An 18,997-nucleotide genomic window follows, 5' to 3' on the forward strand; every position below is an offset into this window, starting at 1 on the left:
GCTCAGTCCATCCCGAGCGGGCCGGCGGACTGTCCCGCGAGGAACTGCTTGACGAACGGGTCCTGGTGCTCGAAGGCCTCGTGCGCCGGTCCGTAGTGGACGACCTCGCCCTTCCAGATCAGGCCGACGTAGTCGCTGACCTTGCGGGCGGTCTTGATGTCGTGCGTGACCAGCAGGTACGTGCCGCCGTGCTGGTTGTGGACGTCCATGATGATGTCGCAGAGCAGCGAGGTGCGGACCGGGTCGAGACCGGAGTCCGGCTCGTCGAACAGCACGATGTCGGGGTTCATCACCAGCGCGCGGGCGAAGCCGGCGCGCTTCTTCATGCCGCCGGAGACCTCGTTGGGCGCCTTGTGCGCGGCCTTGGCCAGACCGACCTCGTCGAGTGCGGTCATGACCGTCTTCTCGACCTCCTTCTCCGACATCCGCGTGTGCTTGCGGAGCGGGAAGGCGACGTTGTCGTAGAGGTTCATGGAGCCGAACAACGCGCCGTCCTGCCAGCAGACGCCGAACCGGGTCCGCATGTCGTAGCGCTCGTTCTCGCTCATCGACCAGATGTCGACACCGCCGACGTAGACCGCGCCGCGGTCCGGGGCGAGCAGCCCGACCAGGTGCTTGATGAGCACCGACTTCCCGGTGCCCGACGGGCCCAGCACGGTGGTGATGGCGTCGTGCTGGAAGTTGAAGTTGATGTTCTTCAGGATCTGGGTGCTGCCGAACGACTTCGCGAGGCCCTCGACCTGCAGGATCGGGTCCGTTCCGTACCGGAACTCCCGGGTCTCGGTCGACCAGCCGGGTCCGCGGGTGGCCGCGGCCTGGGTCCCCCCGTCGTGGACGGGTGGAATCTGCTGGGTGGGGTACTCGGAGCCCGGTCGAGTGTGCCGGGGCTGGTTCGGCGAGGTCACTGATCCTCCTGGACGACCTGGCGCGTGCCGGCGCGGGGGAACCGGCACGCGGATCACGTGCTGAGGGGAGCGGCCCCGGAGGCTTCCGGGGACCGTGGACGCGGGGGACGCGTCCGGCGGGACTGCGAGCGGGCACCTCGGTCCCGGGGAGCGGGCGCGGTGCGGCGGACCGGGCGGCGGGGAGCGACGTCCGGACCGTGGCCGGCTGGGGAGGGCCGGGACCGTGGCGGGGGGCTGTCGTCGGGGTTCGGGGGTTGTCGGGGCGGGGAACTCCGGGGCCGGCCGCCGGGGATGAGCGGCACGACCCCGGAGAGGTCAGTTGGCGATCGGAGAGTTCGTCTCGAGCCCCCAGAAGGCCAGCGTGCCGATGGTCCCGATGACCGAGATCAGCACCAGGTTGATGATCATCGACTTCGCGGTGGCACGGCCGACGCCGACCGGCCCGCCGCTGGCGTTGTAGCCGTAGTAGAGGCCCACGCCGACGATCACGATGGACTCGGTCATGATCTTGACCATCACCGCGAACATGTCGAGGCTTATTCAGGCCCCGTGAAATAACGATCTAGCCCGGCGTGTCGGGTTGGGCGACAGCCCGTCCATCGCGAATATTGGTTTGCCGAATCAATCCGAGATGAACGGGCTGCCGCAGTATGTACTATACCACTGGTTTCCGGCGTGATGAAATTCAGGATCTTGTCGCTATAGTGTATGAGCAGGATCAGCGGGACGCGACGGAGGCACGTTTGTCTTGGCCGCCGGTTCTGGGGTTGTTCTGGTCGGTGGTGATCACGTTGGCGTATCTGCGCGGGAATCGTGTGCAGTGGGAGTTGGCGGAAACCTATGGGGTGTCGCAGTCGACGGTTAGTCGAGCGATCACGGGGGTGACACCGTTGCTGGCACAGGCGCTGCGGAGTGTCGTTCCGACGGCAGAGGAGCTTCGTGCCGATCGGCAGTACATCATCGATGGAACCTTGCTGCCCTGCTGGTCATGGGCCGCGGTGCCGGGTCTGTGGTCGGGCAAGCATCGCACCACCGGCGTCGTCGTCCAGGTCGCAGCCACCCTGGAAGGGCAGCTGTCGTGGATCTCCGACCCGACCCCAGGCTCCCGACACGACCTATATTGCCTCGACCAATCCGGCGCCCTCGACCACCTCGCCACATACCCCCCGATCGGCGATAAAGGATACATCGGGCGCGGCATGCTCACCCCGTTCAAAAAACCACCCGGCCGGGAACTTCTCGACTGGCAAAAAACATTCAACAAGAGCCTCAACCACACACGCGCCACCATCGAACGAGTCATCGCCCATATCAAAACGTGGAAAGTTCTCCACACAGACTACCGGCGGCCCTACGCCACATTTAAAACGACAATCTCGGCAGTCATCGGACTCATCTTCTACACACTTACCTGACGGAGCCTGAATAAGCCTCGTCGTACGGGCTCTGGTACAGCCAGAACAGGTAGAGGAACCCGCCGGGTGAGACACCGCCGAGGTTCACCACCGTGACCAGGTACATCGCCACGTAGAGGATGGCCAGGCCGACGAAGTACATGAACGGCACGGCGATCACGGTGGCCGCGATCCGGGTACCGACCAGGAACGACTTGGACTTGATGCCCATGACCTCCATGGCGTCGATCTCGTCGGAGATCCGCATGGAGCCGATCTCGGCCACGTAGCCGCAGCCGACCTTCGCCGCGAGGATCCAGCCCCACATGTAGACCGAGAGCTCACGCAGGCCGCAGTAGGCGTCGAACACCGCGGAGTACAGCGGGGCGCCGATCTGCTTGAGCGTGTAGCTGGCCTCCAGGCCGCACTGCCCGCCCATGATGAACATCATGAACCAGATGATCAGAGCGGAGCTGAAGATCAGGATGCCCGCCTGGCGGAACACCTCGGGCACGTAGCGGCGGAACATGTCCGGGAAGTCCCGGACGACGTCGGCGGTGAACCGGCCGATGTCGCCGGCCTCGGTGAGGCCGGTCTTCAGCTTCGCGGTGATCGAGGAGAAGCTGACGTCCACGCCCTGCTTCTCGGGTGCCCGGAGTTCGGTGCGGTCGGGGTCGCCCTGCGGCCCCCGGTCGTCGAGCTGCGTCATGTCCGTGACACCTCCCTTACTTGTAGACGCTCATCTGCGGGTTCAGGCCGAGCATGGTCAGCGTGAACACGAAGTTGATGACCCAGATGCCGGCGAAGGAGATGACGACGGCCTGCTTGACCGCCTTCCCCACACCGATCGGACCGCCCTTGGCGTTGAGCCCGACGTAGCAGCAGACGACGCCGATGATCAGCCCGTAGATCGCGCACTTCACGACGCTGCCCCACAGGTCGACCGTGTTGAGCAGGTCGAACAGGGAGCCGTAGTAGCCCGCGTAGCTGGCGTCGAAGATCGGACCTGCCGCGACGTAGCCGCTGACCAGACCGACGACCAGCGCCAGGATGTCCAGGACGGCGGTCATGATCGTGCAGGCCAGGACCCGCGGCAGCACCAGCGTCCGCATCGGGTCGACGCCGAGGACCTCCATGGCGTCGATCTCGTCGCGGATGCGGCGGGCTCCGAGGTCGGCCGTGATGGCCGTTCCGACGACACCGGCGACGACCATCCCGTTGATGAACGGGGCGAACTCGCGGACCGACGCGAACTCGAAGAACGCTCCGAGCCGGTACGGGATGCCGAAGGTGTAGAAGATGGCGCCGCCGGTGAGCCCCGGCGCACCGAACCCGAACCCGAACGCCGCGAGGGACATCGGGAGCCAGGTGAGCTTGAGGATGTCGAAGCACTGGTCGCGGGTGTCGGCCCAGAAGCCGACCGGCTTGCGGACGGCAAGGACGAACACCTTGACCATCAGCTGCCACATCTCGCCCGCGGTGACGAACGGGTCGGCGACCTGACGCAGCACGCCCGCCCCGCCGGAACCCGCCGTCCTGCGCGGTACCTCGACGGTCTCGTCGGGCGTCTGGGTGAGGGTCCCAGGCGTGGTCATAACTCTCCTTCGAGTGCGGGGCCGGAACAGTCCGGGTCCACCGAGCTGAAGTCTCGCTCCGCGGAGGCGGGGGTCACACCTCCCGTGGGGGGCGGATCACCCTCCCCCTGGGGGGGTATCGGTGGTACGGGCGACCGGCTCCGCGGCGTGCTCCGTACGGATTTCCCTGCGCTGGGCCCGGCGCTGGATCAGCAGCACCGCACCGAGGACGAGCGCGGCCGTCGGGGCTCCCGCTCCGAGGCCGCCGAGCAGTGCTCCGGCGGCCGGGTGGATCCCGGTCACCAGGGGAAGTGCGACGGCACCGGCCACCACCAGGACGGTGGCGGTCAGCGCGTCGCGGACCGGCCAGGTCGGCGAACGCCAGACCCGGACCAGCCCGATCAGCCCGGTCACCCCCACGGTCAGCAGGGAACAGCCGAGCAGGTGCACGACCGCGGGGTCGCGGGGGGCATGCGGGGCACCCCCCACGGGGGAGGGCACGAGGGCCTCGGGCGGGCCGAGGCGTTCCAGGGCGCGGACGAGCTGCTCCTCGGCCGGCGCGGGACCCGCCGTGCGCGCCAGCTCGGTCCAGACGTGGGACCGCAGGTCCTGGCGGGCGGTGAACGTGAGGTGGCGGGTGGCCGCGTCGAGCCGGCCCAGGTAGTCCCGCAACGGCGGGGGCAGCGCTCCGCGGGACGAACCCGCGCGAGCGGTCACCGGTAGCCGGCCGGACCCGCGGGCGTCCGGACCGCCCGGTCGTGCTCGGCCCGCAGCCAGTGCGAGACGGCCTCGGCGCGGTTCGCGGCGCCGAGCTTGCGCAGGATGTGCTTGACGTGCGACTTCACCGTGCCCTCGGAGATCACCAGGCGGGTGGCGATGCGGGCGTTGGTGTCGCCGGTGGCCATCAGCCGCAGGACCTCGACCTCGCGACGGGTGAGCGACGGGTCGACCGGCGCGGAGCGCAGGAACCCGTCGACGATGCTGCGCTGCGGACCGGTCTGTCCGCCCGGGACCCCCTCGGTGACCCGGCCGTTCTCGCCGTGGCCCCACCAGCCGTCGCCGAGGTCGCCTTCGCGGGCGTCGGTGATCCGGCGGGCGAGCCGGTCGGCGTCGGCACGGATCTGGTCCATCTCGTCGAGGACCATCGTGCGGGTCAGCGCCTGGCCGAGTCCCTGCGCGTAGAGGGTGAGCAGCTGGCGGTCGAGCGGGTCGACGTTGCGCTGCTGGTAGTAGCAGTCGGCGTGGACGAACCCGGCGACGACGCCGTGCACGAGGATCGGCGCCGCGCAGTAGCTGCGCGACATCGAGGCGTCGGCGATCGGCCGGTTGACGCCGGGGCGTTCCTGCACCTCGTCGACCAGCAGCGAGGTGCGGCGCCGGACCATCTCGGTCTCGACGATCCGGCCGTCGAGGGTCTGCGGGTGACAGCGCCCCAGCTCGAGGATCTCCTCGGCCCAGGCCGGGTCGCGTTCCACGTGCACGCGCTCCGGGATCCACAGCGAGTCCGCGACCCGGGAGATGATCGAGCGGTCGAAGCCGAGGCTGCAGGCGGTGGAGGCGGCGGTGTCCAGCAGGGTGGTGCTGGTGCGGGCCTCACCGAGCTGGGCGAGCGCGGTGCGGACGCCCTGCAGCGCACGGTCGGAGTGGGCGAGCTCGTCGAGCAGGAGCTGCTCGTCGAGCTCCTTGACCTCACCGAGCATGCTCACCAGGTCCGGCGACGGGACCGAGCCCGACCCGAGCGAGGACATGGCCTCGGCCCACACCGTCCGCAGCACCACGCGGGCCGACCCCAGGTCGACGACGTGCTCGGGGTGCGGGAGGCGACCGTCGTCGAGGAGGCGGCGAGCGGCCAACAGCAGGTCCACGACGCGTGAGGACTGGGCCCGCGGCATCCGGCGCCCCTGGCCGGGCCAGCGGCCGCCGGTGTCGCAGCGACGCATGAACGCCACGCGGCTCGTGCTCTCGCCCATACCGTCCTCCTCCTCGTTGAGGCGGTGTCGACGTCACCATCGACCCCGGGGTGTGTTGCTCTCCCCTGCAACGAGGTGGGGACGCCCGGGTTGCGACCGCCCGGATCCTCGGATCCGCCTCACTTACGGTCATCATTGACTGTTTTACAGTGCGACAGAAGTCACGTCCACCGCAAATCAACCGGGGTGCTGCCACCCGAACACGCAGGTGAATGCCCCTCCCGGAGGCATGATTCGGTCACGAAGAGTGCAGATTCCGAGCGGTCGGACCGTTTTCGGTCGTGGCGCGCTCAGGCCGGTCGCGCGCCGCGAGGTTCACCCGATGGGACTAGTCAGCGAGGACGCCGTCGAGCCAGTCGAAGACGACCTGGTGGAACCGCAGGGTGGCGCCCTCGTGACAGTGTTCGCCGCCGCCCTCGTCCTCCGGGAACAGCACGAGGTCCTTGGGGCAGGTCAGCGCGTCGTGGACCCGCTGTGGCTGGCCACGGAAGAACTGGTCGTTCTCGGCTTCGAGCACCAGCGTGGGGCAGGTGATCCGGTCGGCGACGCCGTCGAGGGTGTAGGCCCTGGTGGCCTCGAGCAGGTCGTCGAAGGTCGCCACGCCGTAGGTCCAGCGCCCGTTGTCGACCAGCCAGCGCGCCGAGGTGCTCGTGGCCACGAGTGCCTCGATTCCACCGGCGTCCGCTGCGGCGGCGGCCACGCCTGCCACGGTCTCGTACATGTCCCAGACGCCGTCGTGGAGCACGCAGGCGGCGAGGCGGTGCTCGAAGGCGGCGGCGCGGGCCGCGAGGTAGCCACCGAGGCTGGTGCCGACCAGGGCGATCTTCGCGGTGTCGACCTCGGGCAGGGTGACCGCGACGTCGACCACCGGGGTGACCACGGCCTCCCAGTCGGGGCGGAAGTGCAGCCCGGCGCGCACGGTCGCGCCCTGGCCGGGGCCGTCGAAGGCGAGCACGTTGTAGCCGCGCCGCAGCGCCCCGGCGGCGAGGGCGAAGTAGTCCTCCTCCAGGGTGGAGTCGTAGCCGCCGTGGTAGATCACGGTCGGGCGCGGGACGCCCGAGCCGTCGACGGTGAACAGGTACGCGGGCAGCGTGGTGCCCTCGTAGGGGATCTCCAGGGCGCGGGCCGGGGTGTCGAGCAGCGCGGCGGCGTCGGCGAAGGTCCGGCGCGACGCGGTCTGCAGCCGGACGGACTCCTGGTCGCGGGCCGGGTCCTCGCGGCGGTAGAAGTCCGCGGTCCGGTAGTAGTTCGAGGCCCGCAGCAGCGCCTCACGGGCACTGACCCGGTGACCGGCGGCCAGTGCGTCGCGCCCGATGCGCTCGACCCGCGCGGCGGTGGCGGCCCACCGGGTCGACCACGCCACCTCGTCGCCCTCGGGGATCGCCCGGCAGGTGACCAGGACCTCCCCCAGCTCGGCGCCGCCGTAGGGGGCGTAGCCCGCGGCCCGCAGCGCCTCGAAGGAGAAGGACTCGTCGTCGTAGAGGAACTTCATCGGAACCTCCCAGTTGAACGAGACGGAACCGTTCCGTCTCGTTCGAAGCTAGCAGACGGAACGGTTCCGTTCCGTGGGCTCGGTCGCCCGGTGGGTGGTGCCGATCACCCGGACCTGAGGAGTCGGCCGTCGTCGGATTAGGGTCTCCGGCACACCCGTAGGAGGGGGAGCTCGACGATGAAGTCCTTCACCGGTCGTACCGCCGCGATCACCGGAGCCGGGTCCGGCATCGGGCGCGCGCTGGCCCTGCGCCTCGCGGGCGACGGCTGCCACCTCGCCCTGGCCGACCGGGACGCCGCGGGCCTCGCCGAGACCGCCGCGCTCGCCGGGCCGCAGGTGCGGGTCACCACCGCCGAGCTCGACGTCGCCGACGAGAAGGCCGTCTACGGCTGGGCCGACGCCGTCGTCGCCGACCACGGCGCGGTGCACATGATCGTGAACAACGCCGGGGTCGCGCTGTCCGGGACCGTCGGGGGCCTGTCCCTCGAGGACTACCGCTGGATCATGGACATCAACTTCTGGGGCGTGGTCCACGGGACCAAGGCGTTCCTGCCGCACCTGGAGGCCGCCGGGGCGGGGCACGTCGTCAACCTGTCGAGCATCTTCGGCGTGGCCGCGCAGCCCCTGATGAGCGGCTACAACGCCTCCAAGTACGCGGTCCGCGGGTTCACCGAGTCGCTGCGCCAGGACCTCGAGCTCACCGGCTCCCCGGTGTCGGCGACCTGCGTGCACCCCGGCGGGATCCGCACCAACATCGCGAAGGCCGCCCGGGTCGACGACAGCGTCGCCACCGCCACCGGCAAGCCCGCCGCCGCGGCCACCGCGGAGTTCGAGCGGATGCTGAACACGACCCCCGACCGGGCCGCGAAGACCATCCTCGACGGCGTGCGGCGCAACCAGCGCCGCGTCCTCATCGGACCGGACGCCTGGGCGATCGACTCCATGGTGCGGCTGCTGCCGACCACCTACCAGCGGATCGTCACCGGGGCCGTGCGCTCGCGACGCGGAAAGGGCTGATTCCCCGGTGGGCCCTGACTAGGGTCGTAGGGCCGGGTGACCCCCGGCACACGACCCGAGGAGCCCACCCATGAGCCCCGAGCAGCCACCCCTCACCGCGTTCGGCCCGGACTTCCCCTTCCCCTACGACGACTGGCTGGCCCACCCGGCCGGTCTCGGCCGGGTCCCACCGGACCGGCTGGGGTCCGAGGTCGTGGTCGTCGGGGCCGGGATCGCCGGGCTCGTCGCCGCCTACGAGCTGATGCGCATCGGGCTGCGGCCGGTCGTGTACGAGTCCTCGCACCTGGGTGGACGGCTGCGCTCACAGCCCTTCGAGGGGGCCGACGGGATCGTCGCCGAGCTGGGCGGGATGCGCTTCCCCCGCTCCTCGACCGCGTTCCACCACTACGTGGACCTGCTCGGGCTGGAGACTGCGCCGTTCCCGAACCCGCTGACCGAGGCCGCCGGCAGCACGGTGATCGACCTGCACGGGCGGACGTACTACGGCCGGACCCTGGCCGACCTGCCGCCGTTCTTCACCGAGGTCGCCGACGCCTGGGCGAGCGCGCTGGAGGAGGGCGCGGGCTTCAGCGACCTGCAGCAGGCGATCCGCGAGCGCGACACCGCGCGCATCCGGGCGCTGTGGGCGGAGCTCGTCGAGGTGTGGGACGACCGCACCTTCTACGACTTCGTGTCCACGTCGAAGGCGTTCTCCGACCTGTCCTTCGCCCACCGCGAGGCGTTCGGCCAGGTGGGGTTCGGAACCGGTGGCTGGGACTCGGACTTCCCGAACTCGATGCTGGAGATCCTGCGGGTGGTGCTGACCGGCTGCGAGGACGACCAGCAGCTGGTCGTCGGCGGGGTGGAGCAGGTGCCGCAGGGACTGTGGACGCGCACCCCCGACGACCTGGTGCACTGGCCCGCCGGGACCAGCCTGTCGTCGCTGCACGGGGGCGGGACCCGCCCGGGCGTCGCCCGGCTGCACCGGCTCGACGCGGACACGATCCGCGTCACCGACGTCTACGGCGGCATCCGCGACGTGTCCGCAGTGCTCACCACCTGCCAGAGCTGGCTGTTGTCCACCCAGATCGACACCGACGAGTCGCTGTTCGGCCAGGACGTGTGGATGGCCCTGGACCGCACCCGCTACATGCAGTCGACCAAGACGTTCGTGATGGTGGACCGGCCGTTCTGGCGGGACATCGACCCGTCGACCGGCCGCGAGGTCATGTCCACCACGCTGACCGACCGGCTCACCCGCAGCACCTACCTGTTCGACAACGGACCGGGCCGGCCCGGGGTGATCTGCCTGTCCTACTCGTGGATGAGCGACTCGCTGAAGATGCTGCCGTACCCGGTGGAGAAGCGGGTCGAGCTGGCGCTGGGCGCGCTGCGGCGGATCTACCCGTCCGTCGACATCGGGGCGCACGTCATCGGCGACCCGATCACGGTGACCTGGGAGTCCGACCCGCACAGCCTGGGTGCGTTCAAGGGCGCCCTGCCCGGCCACTACCGCTACAACCGGCGGATGTACTGCCACTTCGTGCAGGACGACCTGCCGGCGGCCGAGCGCGGGATCTTCATGGCGGGCGACGACGTGTCGTGGACCCCGGCCTGGGCGGAGGGTGCCGTGCAGACCGCGCTCAACGCGGTCTGGGGGATCGTCGCGCACCTGGGCGGGGCGACCCCGCCGGAGAACCCCGGCCCCGGGGACCGGTTCGCCGAGCTCGCGCCGCCCGCGCTGCCCGGCTGATGCGCGTCGCCCCGCCGGGCCCGGACCGGGCCCGATACCCCGTGGGCATCACGTGATGCCGTAGTGGTGTTGGACCGGTATCGGTGCGGGTTCCTACCGTCTCCGGCAACCCCGCCGGAGGAGGACACCGATGTCTGAGAGCGACCTGGCCCCGAGTACCGGGAGGACCCCGACCCGCGCGGCCGGGCGGCGCGTGCCGACCCGCTTCCTCGTGCTCGGGCTGATCTTCATCATCACGGCGGTCAACTACGCCGACCGCAGCAGCCTGTCGATCACCGGCAGCACCATGCAGGACGAGCTCGGCTTCGACTCCGTGCAGCTCGGCTACATCTTCTCCGCGTTCAGCTGGGCCTACGTCGTCGGCCAGCTGCCCGGGGGGATCCTGCTGGACCGCTACGGTGCCCGGCGCATCTACGCGGTCAGCATCGCGCTCTGGACCCTGGTGACGTTCTCGATCGCGTTCGTCGGCCTGGTCAGCATGTCGGTGCTCGCCGTCGTCTCGGTGATCTTCGGCCTGCGGGTGCTGCTCGGGCTGTTCGAGTCGCCCGCGTTCCCGGCCAACGCCCGGGTGGCGACGACCTGGTTCCCCACCGCCGAGCGCGGCCGCGCCTCGGCGGTGTTCAACTCCGCGCAGTACTTCGCGACCGCCCTGTTCGCCCCGCTCATGGGCTGGGTGACCTCGGAGTTCGGCTGGCGCTGGGTGTTCGTCGGGCTCGGGGTGCTCGGCTTCGCGCTGGCACTGCTGTGGCTGCGCTGGATGTTCCCGCCGGCGTCGCACTCGCGGGTCACCTCCGACGAGCTGGCCGTCATGCGCGACGGCGGCGCCCTGGTCGACCTCGACCGCGCGACCGACGACACCTCCCCGCGCGCCCGCTCCGCGCTGAGTCCGGCGACCATCCGGGAGATCTTCTCCTCCCGTGCACTGTGGGGCGTCTACGTCATGCAGTACGCGGTCAACGCGCTGACCTACTTCTTCATCACCTGGTTCCCGGTCTACTTGATCCAGGGCCGCGGACTGTCGCTGCTCGAGGTCGGGTTCGTCGCCGCGCTGCCCGCGCTCTGCGGCCTGCTCGGCGGATTCCTCTCCGACGGCATGCTGCGCCGCGGCCGGTCCCTGACCACGGCCCGCAAGCTGCCCTCGGTCGTCGGGATGGCGCTGGCCACCGCGATCGCGCTGTGCAGCCTCACCGACAGCACCGTACTGATCGTCGCGCTGATGACGATCGCGTTCTTCGGCAAGGGCCTGGGCGCCCTGGGCTGGGCGATCACCACCGACATCGCGCCGCGGGAGGCGTCGAGCTTCGTCGGCTCGACGATGAACGCCTTCGGCAACATCGCCGGGATCGTCACCCCGATCGTCATCGGCTACACCGTCCAGACCACCGGCTCCTTCGACGTCGCGCTCTGGTTCGTCGCGGCACACGGCGTCGTCGCGTTGGCCGGGCTCGCCCTGATGGGCACCATCCGGCGCATCCACCTGACGACCGTCTGAGCAGGGCACCCGGCCGGGGCCCGCTGCGCGTGCGGCGGGCCCCGGCCGCGTCGTTGCTACCTTCCGCGCATGGCCTTCACGCTCGAGCAGCTGCGCGGCTTCGTGACCGTCGCCGACGAGCTGCACTTCGGGCGGGCCGCGGCCCGGCTCTCGATGACCCAGCCACCGTTGAGCCGCCAGATCCAGAAGCTGGAGCGCGCCGTCGGCGCCCAGCTGCTCGACCGTGACAACCGCAGCGTCGCCCTGACCCCCGCCGGGGCCGCGTTCCTCACCGAGGCCCGCCGGCTGCTCGCCCTCGCCGAGGCCGCACCGGGTCTGGCACGGCGGGTGTCGTCGGGGTCGGCCGGGCTGCTGCGCATCTCCTTCACCGCCGCGTCGGCCTTCGGCGGGCTCGGCGCGCTGCTCAACGCGTTGTCCGGGCACCTGCCCGACGTCGAGCTGGTCCTGTCCGAGCGGGTCACCCGCGACCAGGTCGCGGCCCTGCACAACGAGGAGATCGACCTCGGGATGGGCCGCCCGCCCGTCGACGCCGACGTGTTCGACTCGCGCCTGCTGTCCCGCGAGGCGGTGCTCGTCGCACTCCCGGCGGGGCACCCGCTGCTCTCGGCCGGGCGGCCGCTGACCGGCGCCGACCTCGCCGGCGAGCCGGTGATCATGCACTCGCCGCTGGAGGCGCGGTACTTCTACGACCTGGTCGTCCGGCTGGTGCACCTCGACCACCAGAACGTCGTGCACACCGTCAGCCAGATCCTCACGATGCTGTGGCTGGTCGAGGCGGGGCGCGGACTGGCGTTCGTCCCGGCCTCGGCGCGGCGGCTCGGCATCGACGGTGTCAGGTTCGCCGAGCTGGCCGTCCCCGCCGACGTGCCCGCCGACCCGGTCGAGCTGCACCTCATCTGGCGGCGGGACTCCCGTAACCCGGCCCTGTGGTCAGCCCTGCGCGCGCTCGGCGATGTTCCTGAAGCATCACGCGATGCCTAAGCAGTCCTGTACAGGCATCACGGGCCGTTCCTAGCGTGGGTCTCGCCGTTCCGTGCCGCCGCCCTCGCGGCGCGGCCGCCGAGACACGAGGACGAACCACCGTGGCGACGATGCACCCCGACGAGCTGGCCGGCCGCCTGGCCGCCGGCCTGCTGTCCTTCCCCGTGACCCACTTCGACGACGCGCTGGCCGTCGACGAGGAGCGCTACCGCGCCCACCTGGCCTGGCAGGCAGGCCACGACGTGGCCGGGCTGTTCGCCGCGGGTGGCACCGGGGAGGGCTTCTCCCTGACACCGGCCGAGATCGACCGCGTGGTGCGCGTCGCCGTCGACGAGGTCGGCCACCGGGTGCCGGTGCTGGCCCCGGCGACCGGGGGCACCGCCGCGGCCGTCGCCCAGGCCCGTGCCGCGCAGGAGGCCGGCGCCGCCGGAATCCTGCTGTTGCCGCCGTACCTGACCGAGGCGTCCCAGGAGGGGCTGGCCGCGCACGTCGACGCCGTCTGCGCCGCCACCGACCTGGGCGTGATCGCCTACAGCCGGGCCAACGCCGTCCTGGAGGACGTCACCGTCGCCCGGATCGCCGACCACAACCCGAACCTCATCGGACTCAAGGACGGCGGCGGCGACATCGAGCGGATGACCCGCACCTACGCCCGCCTCGGCGAGCGCCTGATCTACATCGGCGGGCTCCCCACCGCCGAGACGTTCGCGCTGCCGCTGCTGCAGCTCGGCGTGTCCACCTACTCCTCGGCGCTGTTCAACTTCCTGCCCGAGTTCGCCCTGCGGTTCTTCGCCGCGGTCCGCGCGCAAGACCGGCCCGAGGTCTACCGCCTGCTCAACGCCTTCGTGCTCCCCTACACCGAGATCCGGGACCGCCGGAAGGGCTACGCGGTGTCCATCGTCAAGGCCGGGCTGAGCGCCGTCGGCCGCGACGGGGGCCGCGTGCGCCCCCCGCTGACCGACCTGACCACGGACGAGCGCGAGGAGCTCACCGCGCTCGTCGAGAAGGTCGCGCCGGTCGCGACCGCAGCCTGAGCAGCCACACCCGCACCGTTCGCGAAGGAGCAACCGTGTCCGCAAGCCTCGCCCTGCCCGCATCCGCCCCGGCCGTCCTCGACCGGATCTCCTCGGTCACCCTGTCCTCGGTCACGCTGCCCCTGCCGAACCCGATCTCCGACGCCAAGGTCTTCACCGGCCGCCAGCGCCCGATGACCGAGGTGGCTTTCCTGTTCGCCGAGATCCGCACCGAGGCCGGGTACGAGGGCATCGGGTTCGGCTACTCCAAGCGCGCCGGCGGCCCCGCGCAGTTCGCGCACGCGAAGGAGATCGCCCCCGACCTGATCGGCGAGGACCCCAGCGACATCGGCCGGATCTGGACCCGGCTCGTCTGGTCCGGCGCCTCGGTGGGACGCAGCGGCGCCGCCACCCAGGCGCTCGCCGCGATCGACGTCGCGCTGTGGGACCTCAAGGCCAAGCGGGCCGGGCTGCCGCTGGCCAAGCTGCTCGGCGCGCACCGTGACTCGGTGCGCTGCTACAACACGTCCGGCGGCTTCCTGCACGAGACGATCGACCAGGTCAAGGCCAACGCCACGCGCACCCTGGACGAGGGCATCGGCGGCATCAAGATCAAGGTCGGGCTGCCCGACTCCGCGGAGGACCTGCGCCGGGTCGCCGCCGTCCGCGAGCACCTGGGCGACGGCGTGCCGCTGATGGTCGACGCCAACCAGCAGTGGGACCGCCCGACCGCGATGCGCGTCGGCCGCGCGCTGGAGGAGTTCGGCCTGGTCTGGATCGAGGAGCCGCTCGACGCCTACGACGCCGAGGGCCACGCCGCACTGGCCGCGTCGCTGGACACCGCGATCGCCACCGGCGAGATGCTGACCAGCGTCGACGAGCACGTCCGCCTGATCGACGCGCGCGCCGCCGACATCCTGCAGCCCGACGCCCCGCGGATCGGCGGCATCACCCAGTTCCTGCGGCTCGCCACCCTCGCCGAGCACCGGCACCTGCAGCTCGCGCCGCACTTCGCGATGGAGATCCACGTCCACCTCGCCGCGGCCTACCCGCACGAGCCGTGGGTGGAGCACTTCGACTGGCTGCACCCGCTGTTCGAGGAGCGCCTCGAGATCCGCGACGGCCGGATGTACGTCTCCGACCGTCCCGGCCTCGGAGTCACCCCGAGCGCCCGACTGCGCGAGTGGACCGTCGACAGCGTCACCGTCGACGCCCCGCACTGAGCCCACGCACCCACCCCGAACGAGGAGTACGCATGACCGACGTCGTGAGCGTCGAACCGCGGACCGGCGGGACGGTCGAGGTCGTCGCGCCGGAGACCACCCCGGCCGAGGTCGACGCCCGGTGCGCGGCGGCCGCGGCCGCCGCGCCCGGTCTGGAGGCGCTGGGCCGCGACGGCCGGGCGGACCTGCTCGACACCCTGGCCGACGCACTGGAGGCGCGGCGGACCGACGTCGTCGGCGTCGCGGACCGCGAGACCGCGCTGGGGCAGGCCCGGCTGGACGGCGAACTCACCCGGACCTGCTTCCAGCTGCGGCTGTTCGGCGAGGTCCTGCGCGAGGGCTCCTACGTGGAGGCCACCGTCGACCACGCCGGGGACACCCCGATGGGCCCGCGGCCGGACCTGCGCCGGATGCTCGTGCCGCTCGGCCCGGTCGCCGTGTTCGGGGCGAGCAACTTTCCCCTCGCCTTCTCGGTGCCCGGCGGGGACACCGCCGCCGCGCTCGCCGCGGGCTGCCCGGTCGTGGTGAAGGCCCACGGCTCGCACCCGGCGACGTCCGCGCTGGTCGCGGAGATCCTCGCCGCGGCCGCGTCGCAGGCGGGTGCCCCGGACGGCACGATCGGCCTGGTCCACGGCCTCGCCGCCGGCGCCGCGCTGGTCGCCGCCCCCCAGATCCGGGCGGTCGGGTTCACCGGTTCACCCACCGGCGCGACGGCGCTGATGGAGATCATCGACCGCAGGCCCGAGCCGATCCCGTTCTTCGGGGAGCTGGCCGGGCTGAACCCGGTCGTCGTCACCCCGGCCGCCGCGGCGGAGCGGGGCGCCGACCTGGGCGCGGGGCTCGTCGGGTCGTTCACCCTGGGCGGGGGGGCAGTTCTGCACGAAGCCCGGGCTGACCCTGCTCCCCTCCGGCCGGGACGGCGACGCCGTGCTCGACGCGATGGCCGTCGCCGTGCGGGAGGCGCCCGCCCCGGTCCTGCTGAACGAGGGTATCGCCGGGAGCTACCGGAGCATCTCGGCACGCCGGCGCGCGCTGCCCGGGGTGTCGACGGTCGCCGAGGGCGCCCCGGCCGAGACCACCGACGGGTTCACCGCCACACCGCTGCTCCTCGCCGCGGACGGGTTGCACGACGGCCTGACCGACGAGTGCTTCGGGCCGCTCGGCGTCGTCGTCCGCTACGACGGCGAGGCCGCGCTGTCCTGCCTGCTGGCGGAGCTGCCGTCCTCGCTGACCGCGACCGTGCTGCGCGGGGCCGGTGAGACGGAGCTGCCCGGCGCCGTCGCCGACACGCTGCGGCCGCGGGCCGGCCGGATCCTGTTCGACGCGTTCCCGACCGGGGTCGCGGTGTCCTGGGCGCAGACCCACGGCGGGCCGTGGCCGTCGACGAACACCCAGCACACCTCCGTCGGACCGACCGCGATCCGGCGCTTCCTTCGCCCGGTGACCTGGCAGGACGCCCCGGCAGAGCTGCTGCCGCCGGAGCTGGCCGAGGGGCCGGCCGGGCTCCCCCGCCGGATCGACGGCCGGCTGGTCCTGCCGTGAGCACCGGCCCGACGATCGCCTCCGTGCGCGCCGTCCCGGTCGCCGGGCACGACAGCATGCTGCTGAACCTGAGCGGCGCACACGGGCCGTTCTTCACCCGGACCGTCGTGGTCGTCACCGACTCCGACGGCCGTACCGGGCTCGGCGAGGTCCCCGGCGGCGAAGCGATCCGGGCCACCGTCGAGGAGGCCGCCGCGCTGCTGCTGGGCGCACCGGTCGCCCGGTACGGCTCGTTGCTGCACGCCGTCGCGGGCCGCGTCGCCGGCCGCGACGTCGGCGGGCGCGGCCCGCAGACCTTCGACCAGCGGGTCGGCGTGCACGCGGTGACCGCGCTGGAGTCGGCACTGCTCGACCTGCACGGCCGCTACCTGGGCGTGCCGGTGTGCGAGCTGCTGGGCGGGGGCCGACGCCGCGACGACGTCCCGGTCCTCGGCTACCTGTTCTTCGTCGGCGACCGCACCCGCACCGACCTCCCCTACGACGACGGCGCCGGCCCCGCCGACCGCTGGGAGTCCCTGCGCCGGGAGGAGGCACTCGACCCGGCCGCGGTCGTCGCGCTCGCCGAGGCCGCGCAGGAGCGCTACGGCTTCGCCGACTTCAAGCTGAAGGGCGGGGTGCTCGCGCCGGAGGAGGAGCTGGCCGCGGTCCGCGCGCTCGCCGACCGCTTCCCCGACGCCCGGATCACCCTGGACCCGAACGGCGGCTGGTCGCTCGACACCGCCGTCCGGCTGCTCCGCGACGCGCACGGGGTGCTGGCCTACGCCGAGGACCCGTGCGGTGCCGAGGGTGGGTACTCCGGCCGGGAGGTGCTGGCCGAGTTCCGCAGGCGCACCGGGCTCCCGACGGCGACGAACATGGTCGCCACCGACCCGCGCCAGCTCGCGCACGCGGTGCGGGAGCACGCCGTCGACATCCCGCTGGCCGACCCGCACTTCTGGACGATGCGCGGCTCGGTCCGCGTCGCCGGGCTGTGTGAGGACTTCGGGCTGACCTGGGGCTCGCACTCCAACAACCACTTCGACATCTCGCTGGCGATGTTCGCCCACGTCGGCGCGGCCGCACCCGGGGAGATCACCGCGCTGGACACGCACTGGATCTGGCAGGACGGCCAGGCGCTCACCACCGACCCGTTCCGGATCTCCGGCGGCCGGATCGCCGTGCCGGACACCCCCGGGCTCGGCGTGACGCTCGACGAGGACGCGCTGGCCACCGCCCACCGCCGCTACCTCGACCACGGCCTGGGCGCCCGCGACGACGCCGCCGCGATGCAGTACCTCGTGCCGGGGTGGACGTTCGACCCGACGACGCCCTGCCTGGTGCGCTGAGCGGGGGACGGGGACGGCCGTCCCGGCGAGCCCCGCGACCGACCGGGGAGCAGCCGGCCGCGGGGCGCGGGGTCAGGCGCCGGTCGCGAGCCGGTTCTCGGCCGACGCCAGCGGGTCGTAGCTCGGCTCCATCAGCATCTCGTGCAGGTGCCGGCGGCGGACGCCCATGTTGCCGCCGTCGTAGACGGGGAAGCACAGGACGTCCTGCATGATCCCGGCGATCGGCGTCTCGGTGGTGTAGGCGTCCACCCCGACCAGGCGCATCGCGTCGTAGACGACGTCGACCGACCGCTCCGAGGCGTAGATCTTCGTGATGTTCGCGAGCTCGCGGTCCTTGCCCCCGGTGCGGTCGAAGTGGTCGGCCGCCTTCCACGACAGGTAGCGGGTCGCCTCGATGCGGATCTTGATGTCGGCGAGCATGTACCCGGCGTTCTGGTACTCGATGACCGGGTGCGGGCCGGAGCGGCTGTCGGTCTTCGCGAACTCGTAGGCGTAGTCGAAGGCCGCCCGCATCCGCCCGACACAGGCCGCGCCGATCGGCGCACAGGTCCAGGTGAACGCGGTCTTCACCATCTCCATGCCGTCGCCGGGGCCGCCGATCATGTTCGCCAGCGGGACCCGGACGTCGTGGAACTCGACCCGCGGCGAGTTGGTCGCGCGGTGACCGATGGTGTCGAGCATGCCGGTGATCTCCACACCGGGGGTGCCCCGCTCGACGACGACGATCGCGAGCGACTCCTGCGGCGGCAGCGCGGGGTCGGTACGACAGACGACCGAGATGAGGTCGGCGCCGCGGCCGTCGAAGCCGGAGCCGTTGGTGGTGTAGTGCTTGGCGCCGTTGAGGACGATCTCGTCACCCTCGATCCGGGCGAAGGTCTGGACCCCTACCTTCGGGTCGGGCGAGTCGTAGTTCGCACCGCCGGTGACCTCGGTGTAGGCGATCGCGGCGAGCTTGGGCTCGGACCCGCAGAACGCGGGCAGCCACCGCTGCTTCTGCTCCTCGGTACCGAAGTGGACGATCGGGTGCAGCCCGAGGCCGGTGCCGAGGATCGCGGAGGCGACGTTGACGTCGACCCGGGCGATCTCCTCGACGGCGAGCACGAACTGCAGCGAGGTGAACTTGCCGCCGCCGTACTCGGCCGGGATCAGCGCCTTCACGAACCCGGCCTCGGCCATCTGCCGGTAGAACGGCTCGATGGCGTAGAACCGCTCCGCGGGCTGCGGGAACGGCGCGATCGCCGCCTCGACACCGGTCAGGACGGTGTCGGCGAACTGCCGGGCCTGCTCACGCAGGCCGAGCTGCTCGGCGTCGAGGGTGAAGTCCAGTGTCATCGTCG

Annotated in this window: 18 protein-coding genes; 10 read left to right on the forward strand and 8 right to left on the reverse strand. The window is 71.7% G+C overall.

The window, feature by feature from the left end; all coding sequences use genetic code 11:
- Nucleotides 1-2: 2 nt before the first annotated feature.
- Together KPL59_RS16845 and KPL59_RS16850 are read right to left on the reverse strand one after the other, a co-directional pair.
- A complete protein-coding gene (locus tag KPL59_RS16845) occupies nucleotides 3-749 on the reverse strand; it encodes an ABC transporter ATP-binding protein (RefSeq protein WP_051050105.1) in 747 nt (248 codons plus the stop codon).
- A 471-nt stretch (nucleotides 750-1,220) separates the two neighbouring features.
- The gene (locus tag KPL59_RS16850; protein WP_226361356.1) at nucleotides 1,221-1,433 is read right to left on the reverse strand and encodes an ABC transporter permease; all 213 of its coding nucleotides are present in this window, start codon (nucleotides 1,431-1,433) and stop codon (nucleotides 1,221-1,223) included.
- 122 nt (nucleotides 1,434-1,555) lie between these two features.
- Between KPL59_RS16850 and KPL59_RS16855 the strand changes: the two genes are divergently transcribed.
- Nucleotides 1,556-2,320: a transposase gene (locus tag KPL59_RS16855; protein WP_226359944.1), complete on the forward strand. Its 765-nt coding sequence runs from the start codon at nucleotides 1,556-1,558 to the stop codon at nucleotides 2,318-2,320.
- On the opposite strand, the gene KPL59_RS16860 is transcribed toward KPL59_RS16855, so the two are convergent.
- From KPL59_RS16860 to KPL59_RS16880, 5 genes are all read right to left on the reverse strand, one after another.
- Nucleotides 2,313-3,008, reverse strand: coding sequence for an ABC transporter permease (locus tag KPL59_RS16860; protein WP_226361357.1), 696 nt, complete (start codon nucleotides 3,006-3,008; stop codon nucleotides 2,313-2,315). The two genes, KPL59_RS16855 and KPL59_RS16860, sit on opposite strands and share 8 nt — an antisense overlap.
- A 16-nt stretch (nucleotides 3,009-3,024) precedes the next feature.
- Nucleotides 3,025-3,894: an ABC transporter permease gene (locus KPL59_RS16865; protein WP_226361358.1), complete on the reverse strand. Its 870-nt coding sequence runs from the start codon at nucleotides 3,892-3,894 to the stop codon at nucleotides 3,025-3,027.
- A gap of 96 nt (nucleotides 3,895-3,990) precedes the next feature.
- Nucleotides 3,991-4,590: a hypothetical protein gene (locus tag KPL59_RS16870; protein WP_226361359.1), complete on the reverse strand. Its 600-nt coding sequence runs from the start codon at nucleotides 4,588-4,590 to the stop codon at nucleotides 3,991-3,993.
- Nucleotides 4,587-5,843 (reverse strand): LuxR C-terminal-related transcriptional regulator, encoded by a 1,257-nt coding sequence (locus KPL59_RS16875; RefSeq protein ID WP_226352231.1) that lies wholly within the window; start codon nucleotides 5,841-5,843, stop codon nucleotides 4,587-4,589. Before KPL59_RS16875 ends, KPL59_RS16870 begins: the two co-directional genes overlap by 4 nt.
- Nucleotides 5,844-6,171: 328 nt before the next feature.
- Nucleotides 6,172-7,335: a S9 family peptidase gene (locus KPL59_RS16880; protein WP_226361360.1), complete on the reverse strand. Its 1,164-nt coding sequence runs from the start codon at nucleotides 7,333-7,335 to the stop codon at nucleotides 6,172-6,174.
- Nucleotides 7,336-7,512: 177 nt separating this feature from the next.
- Here KPL59_RS16880 and KPL59_RS16885 point away from each other — a divergent pair, with 177 nt between their 5' ends.
- From KPL59_RS16885 to KPL59_RS16920, 9 genes are all read left to right on the forward strand, one after another.
- Nucleotides 7,513-8,352: an SDR family oxidoreductase gene (locus tag KPL59_RS16885; protein ID WP_226352233.1), complete on the forward strand. Its 840-nt coding sequence runs from the start codon at nucleotides 7,513-7,515 to the stop codon at nucleotides 8,350-8,352.
- 70 nt (nucleotides 8,353-8,422) lie between these two features.
- On the forward strand, nucleotides 8,423-10,084 hold the full coding sequence (locus KPL59_RS16890) for an NAD(P)/FAD-dependent oxidoreductase (protein ID WP_226361361.1): 1,662 nt from the start codon (nucleotides 8,423-8,425) through the stop codon (nucleotides 10,082-10,084).
- Between the two features lie 130 nt (nucleotides 10,085-10,214).
- Nucleotides 10,215-11,576 (forward strand): MFS transporter, encoded by a 1,362-nt coding sequence (locus tag KPL59_RS16895; protein WP_226361362.1) that lies wholly within the window; start codon nucleotides 10,215-10,217, stop codon nucleotides 11,574-11,576.
- Nucleotides 11,577-11,645: 69 nt separating this feature from the next.
- Nucleotides 11,646-12,557: a LysR family transcriptional regulator gene (locus KPL59_RS16900; protein ID WP_226361363.1), complete on the forward strand. Its 912-nt coding sequence runs from the start codon at nucleotides 11,646-11,648 to the stop codon at nucleotides 12,555-12,557.
- Nucleotides 12,558-12,658: 101 nt separating this feature from the next.
- Nucleotides 12,659-13,591 (forward strand): 5-dehydro-4-deoxyglucarate dehydratase, encoded by a 933-nt coding sequence (gene kdgD, locus KPL59_RS16905; RefSeq protein WP_226361364.1) that lies wholly within the window; start codon nucleotides 12,659-12,661, stop codon nucleotides 13,589-13,591.
- Between the two features lie 35 nt (nucleotides 13,592-13,626).
- Complete coding sequence (locus KPL59_RS16910; RefSeq protein ID WP_226361365.1) at nucleotides 13,627-14,793, forward strand: mandelate racemase/muconate lactonizing enzyme family protein; 1,167 nt, start codon at nucleotides 13,627-13,629, stop codon at nucleotides 14,791-14,793.
- Nucleotides 14,794-14,825: 32 nt separating this feature from the next.
- On the forward strand, nucleotides 14,826-16,052 hold the full coding sequence (locus KPL59_RS16915) for an aldehyde dehydrogenase family protein (RefSeq protein ID WP_308187900.1): 1,227 nt from the start codon (nucleotides 14,826-14,828) through the stop codon (nucleotides 16,050-16,052).
- Nucleotides 16,033-16,335, forward strand: a complete 303-nt coding sequence (locus tag KPL59_RS36980) for a hypothetical protein (protein ID WP_308187901.1) — start codon at nucleotides 16,033-16,035, stop codon at nucleotides 16,333-16,335. Before KPL59_RS16915 ends, KPL59_RS36980 begins: the two co-directional genes overlap by 20 nt.
- The gene (locus KPL59_RS16920) at nucleotides 16,332-17,660 is read left to right on the forward strand and encodes an enolase C-terminal domain-like protein (protein ID WP_308187902.1); all 1,329 of its coding nucleotides are present in this window, start codon (nucleotides 16,332-16,334) and stop codon (nucleotides 17,658-17,660) included. Before KPL59_RS36980 ends, KPL59_RS16920 begins: the two co-directional genes overlap by 4 nt.
- A gap of 72 nt (nucleotides 17,661-17,732) precedes the next feature.
- On the opposite strand, the gene KPL59_RS16925 is transcribed toward KPL59_RS16920, so the two are convergent.
- Nucleotides 17,733-18,992 carry an acyl-CoA dehydrogenase family protein gene (locus KPL59_RS16925; RefSeq protein WP_226361366.1) on the reverse strand — a complete coding sequence of 420 codons (1,260 nt, stop codon included), beginning with the start codon at nucleotides 18,990-18,992 and terminating at the stop codon, nucleotides 17,733-17,735.
- Nucleotides 18,993-18,997: the final 5 nt, after the last annotated feature.

This window comes from Pseudonocardia sp. ICBG1142 (assembly GCF_020496255.1).
Taxonomy (GTDB): domain Bacteria; phylum Actinomycetota; class Actinomycetes; order Mycobacteriales; family Pseudonocardiaceae; genus Pseudonocardia.

Coding starts and splice junctions, on each gene's coding strand:
- KPL59_RS16850 (WP_226361356.1), bottom strand. CDS start 1,433: ATGTTCGCGGTGATGGTCAAGATCATGACCGAGTCCATCGTGATCGTC.
- KPL59_RS16855 (WP_226359944.1), top strand. CDS start 1,556: ATGTACTATACCACTGGTTTCCGGCGTGATGAAATTCAGGATCTTGTC.
- KPL59_RS16860 (WP_226361357.1), bottom strand. CDS start 3,008: ATGACGCAGCTCGACGACCGGGGGCCGCAGGGCGACCCCGACCGCACC.
- KPL59_RS16865 (WP_226361358.1), bottom strand. CDS start 3,894: ATGACCACGCCTGGGACCCTCACCCAGACGCCCGACGAGACCGTCGAG.
- KPL59_RS16875 (WP_226352231.1), bottom strand. CDS start 5,843: ATGGGCGAGAGCACGAGCCGCGTGGCGTTCATGCGTCGCTGCGACACC.
- KPL59_RS16880 (WP_226361360.1), bottom strand. CDS start 7,335: ATGAAGTTCCTCTACGACGACGAGTCCTTCTCCTTCGAGGCGCTGCGG.
- KPL59_RS16885 (WP_226352233.1), top strand. CDS start 7,513: ATGAAGTCCTTCACCGGTCGTACCGCCGCGATCACCGGAGCCGGGTCC.
- KPL59_RS16890 (WP_226361361.1), top strand. CDS start 8,423: ATGAGCCCCGAGCAGCCACCCCTCACCGCGTTCGGCCCGGACTTCCCC.
- KPL59_RS16895 (WP_226361362.1), top strand. CDS start 10,215: ATGTCTGAGAGCGACCTGGCCCCGAGTACCGGGAGGACCCCGACCCGC.
- KPL59_RS16900 (WP_226361363.1), top strand. CDS start 11,646: ATGGCCTTCACGCTCGAGCAGCTGCGCGGCTTCGTGACCGTCGCCGAC.
- KPL59_RS16915 (WP_308187900.1), top strand. CDS start 14,826: ATGACCGACGTCGTGAGCGTCGAACCGCGGACCGGCGGGACGGTCGAG.
- KPL59_RS16925 (WP_226361366.1), bottom strand. CDS start 18,992: ATGACACTGGACTTCACCCTCGACGCCGAGCAGCTCGGCCTGCGTGAG.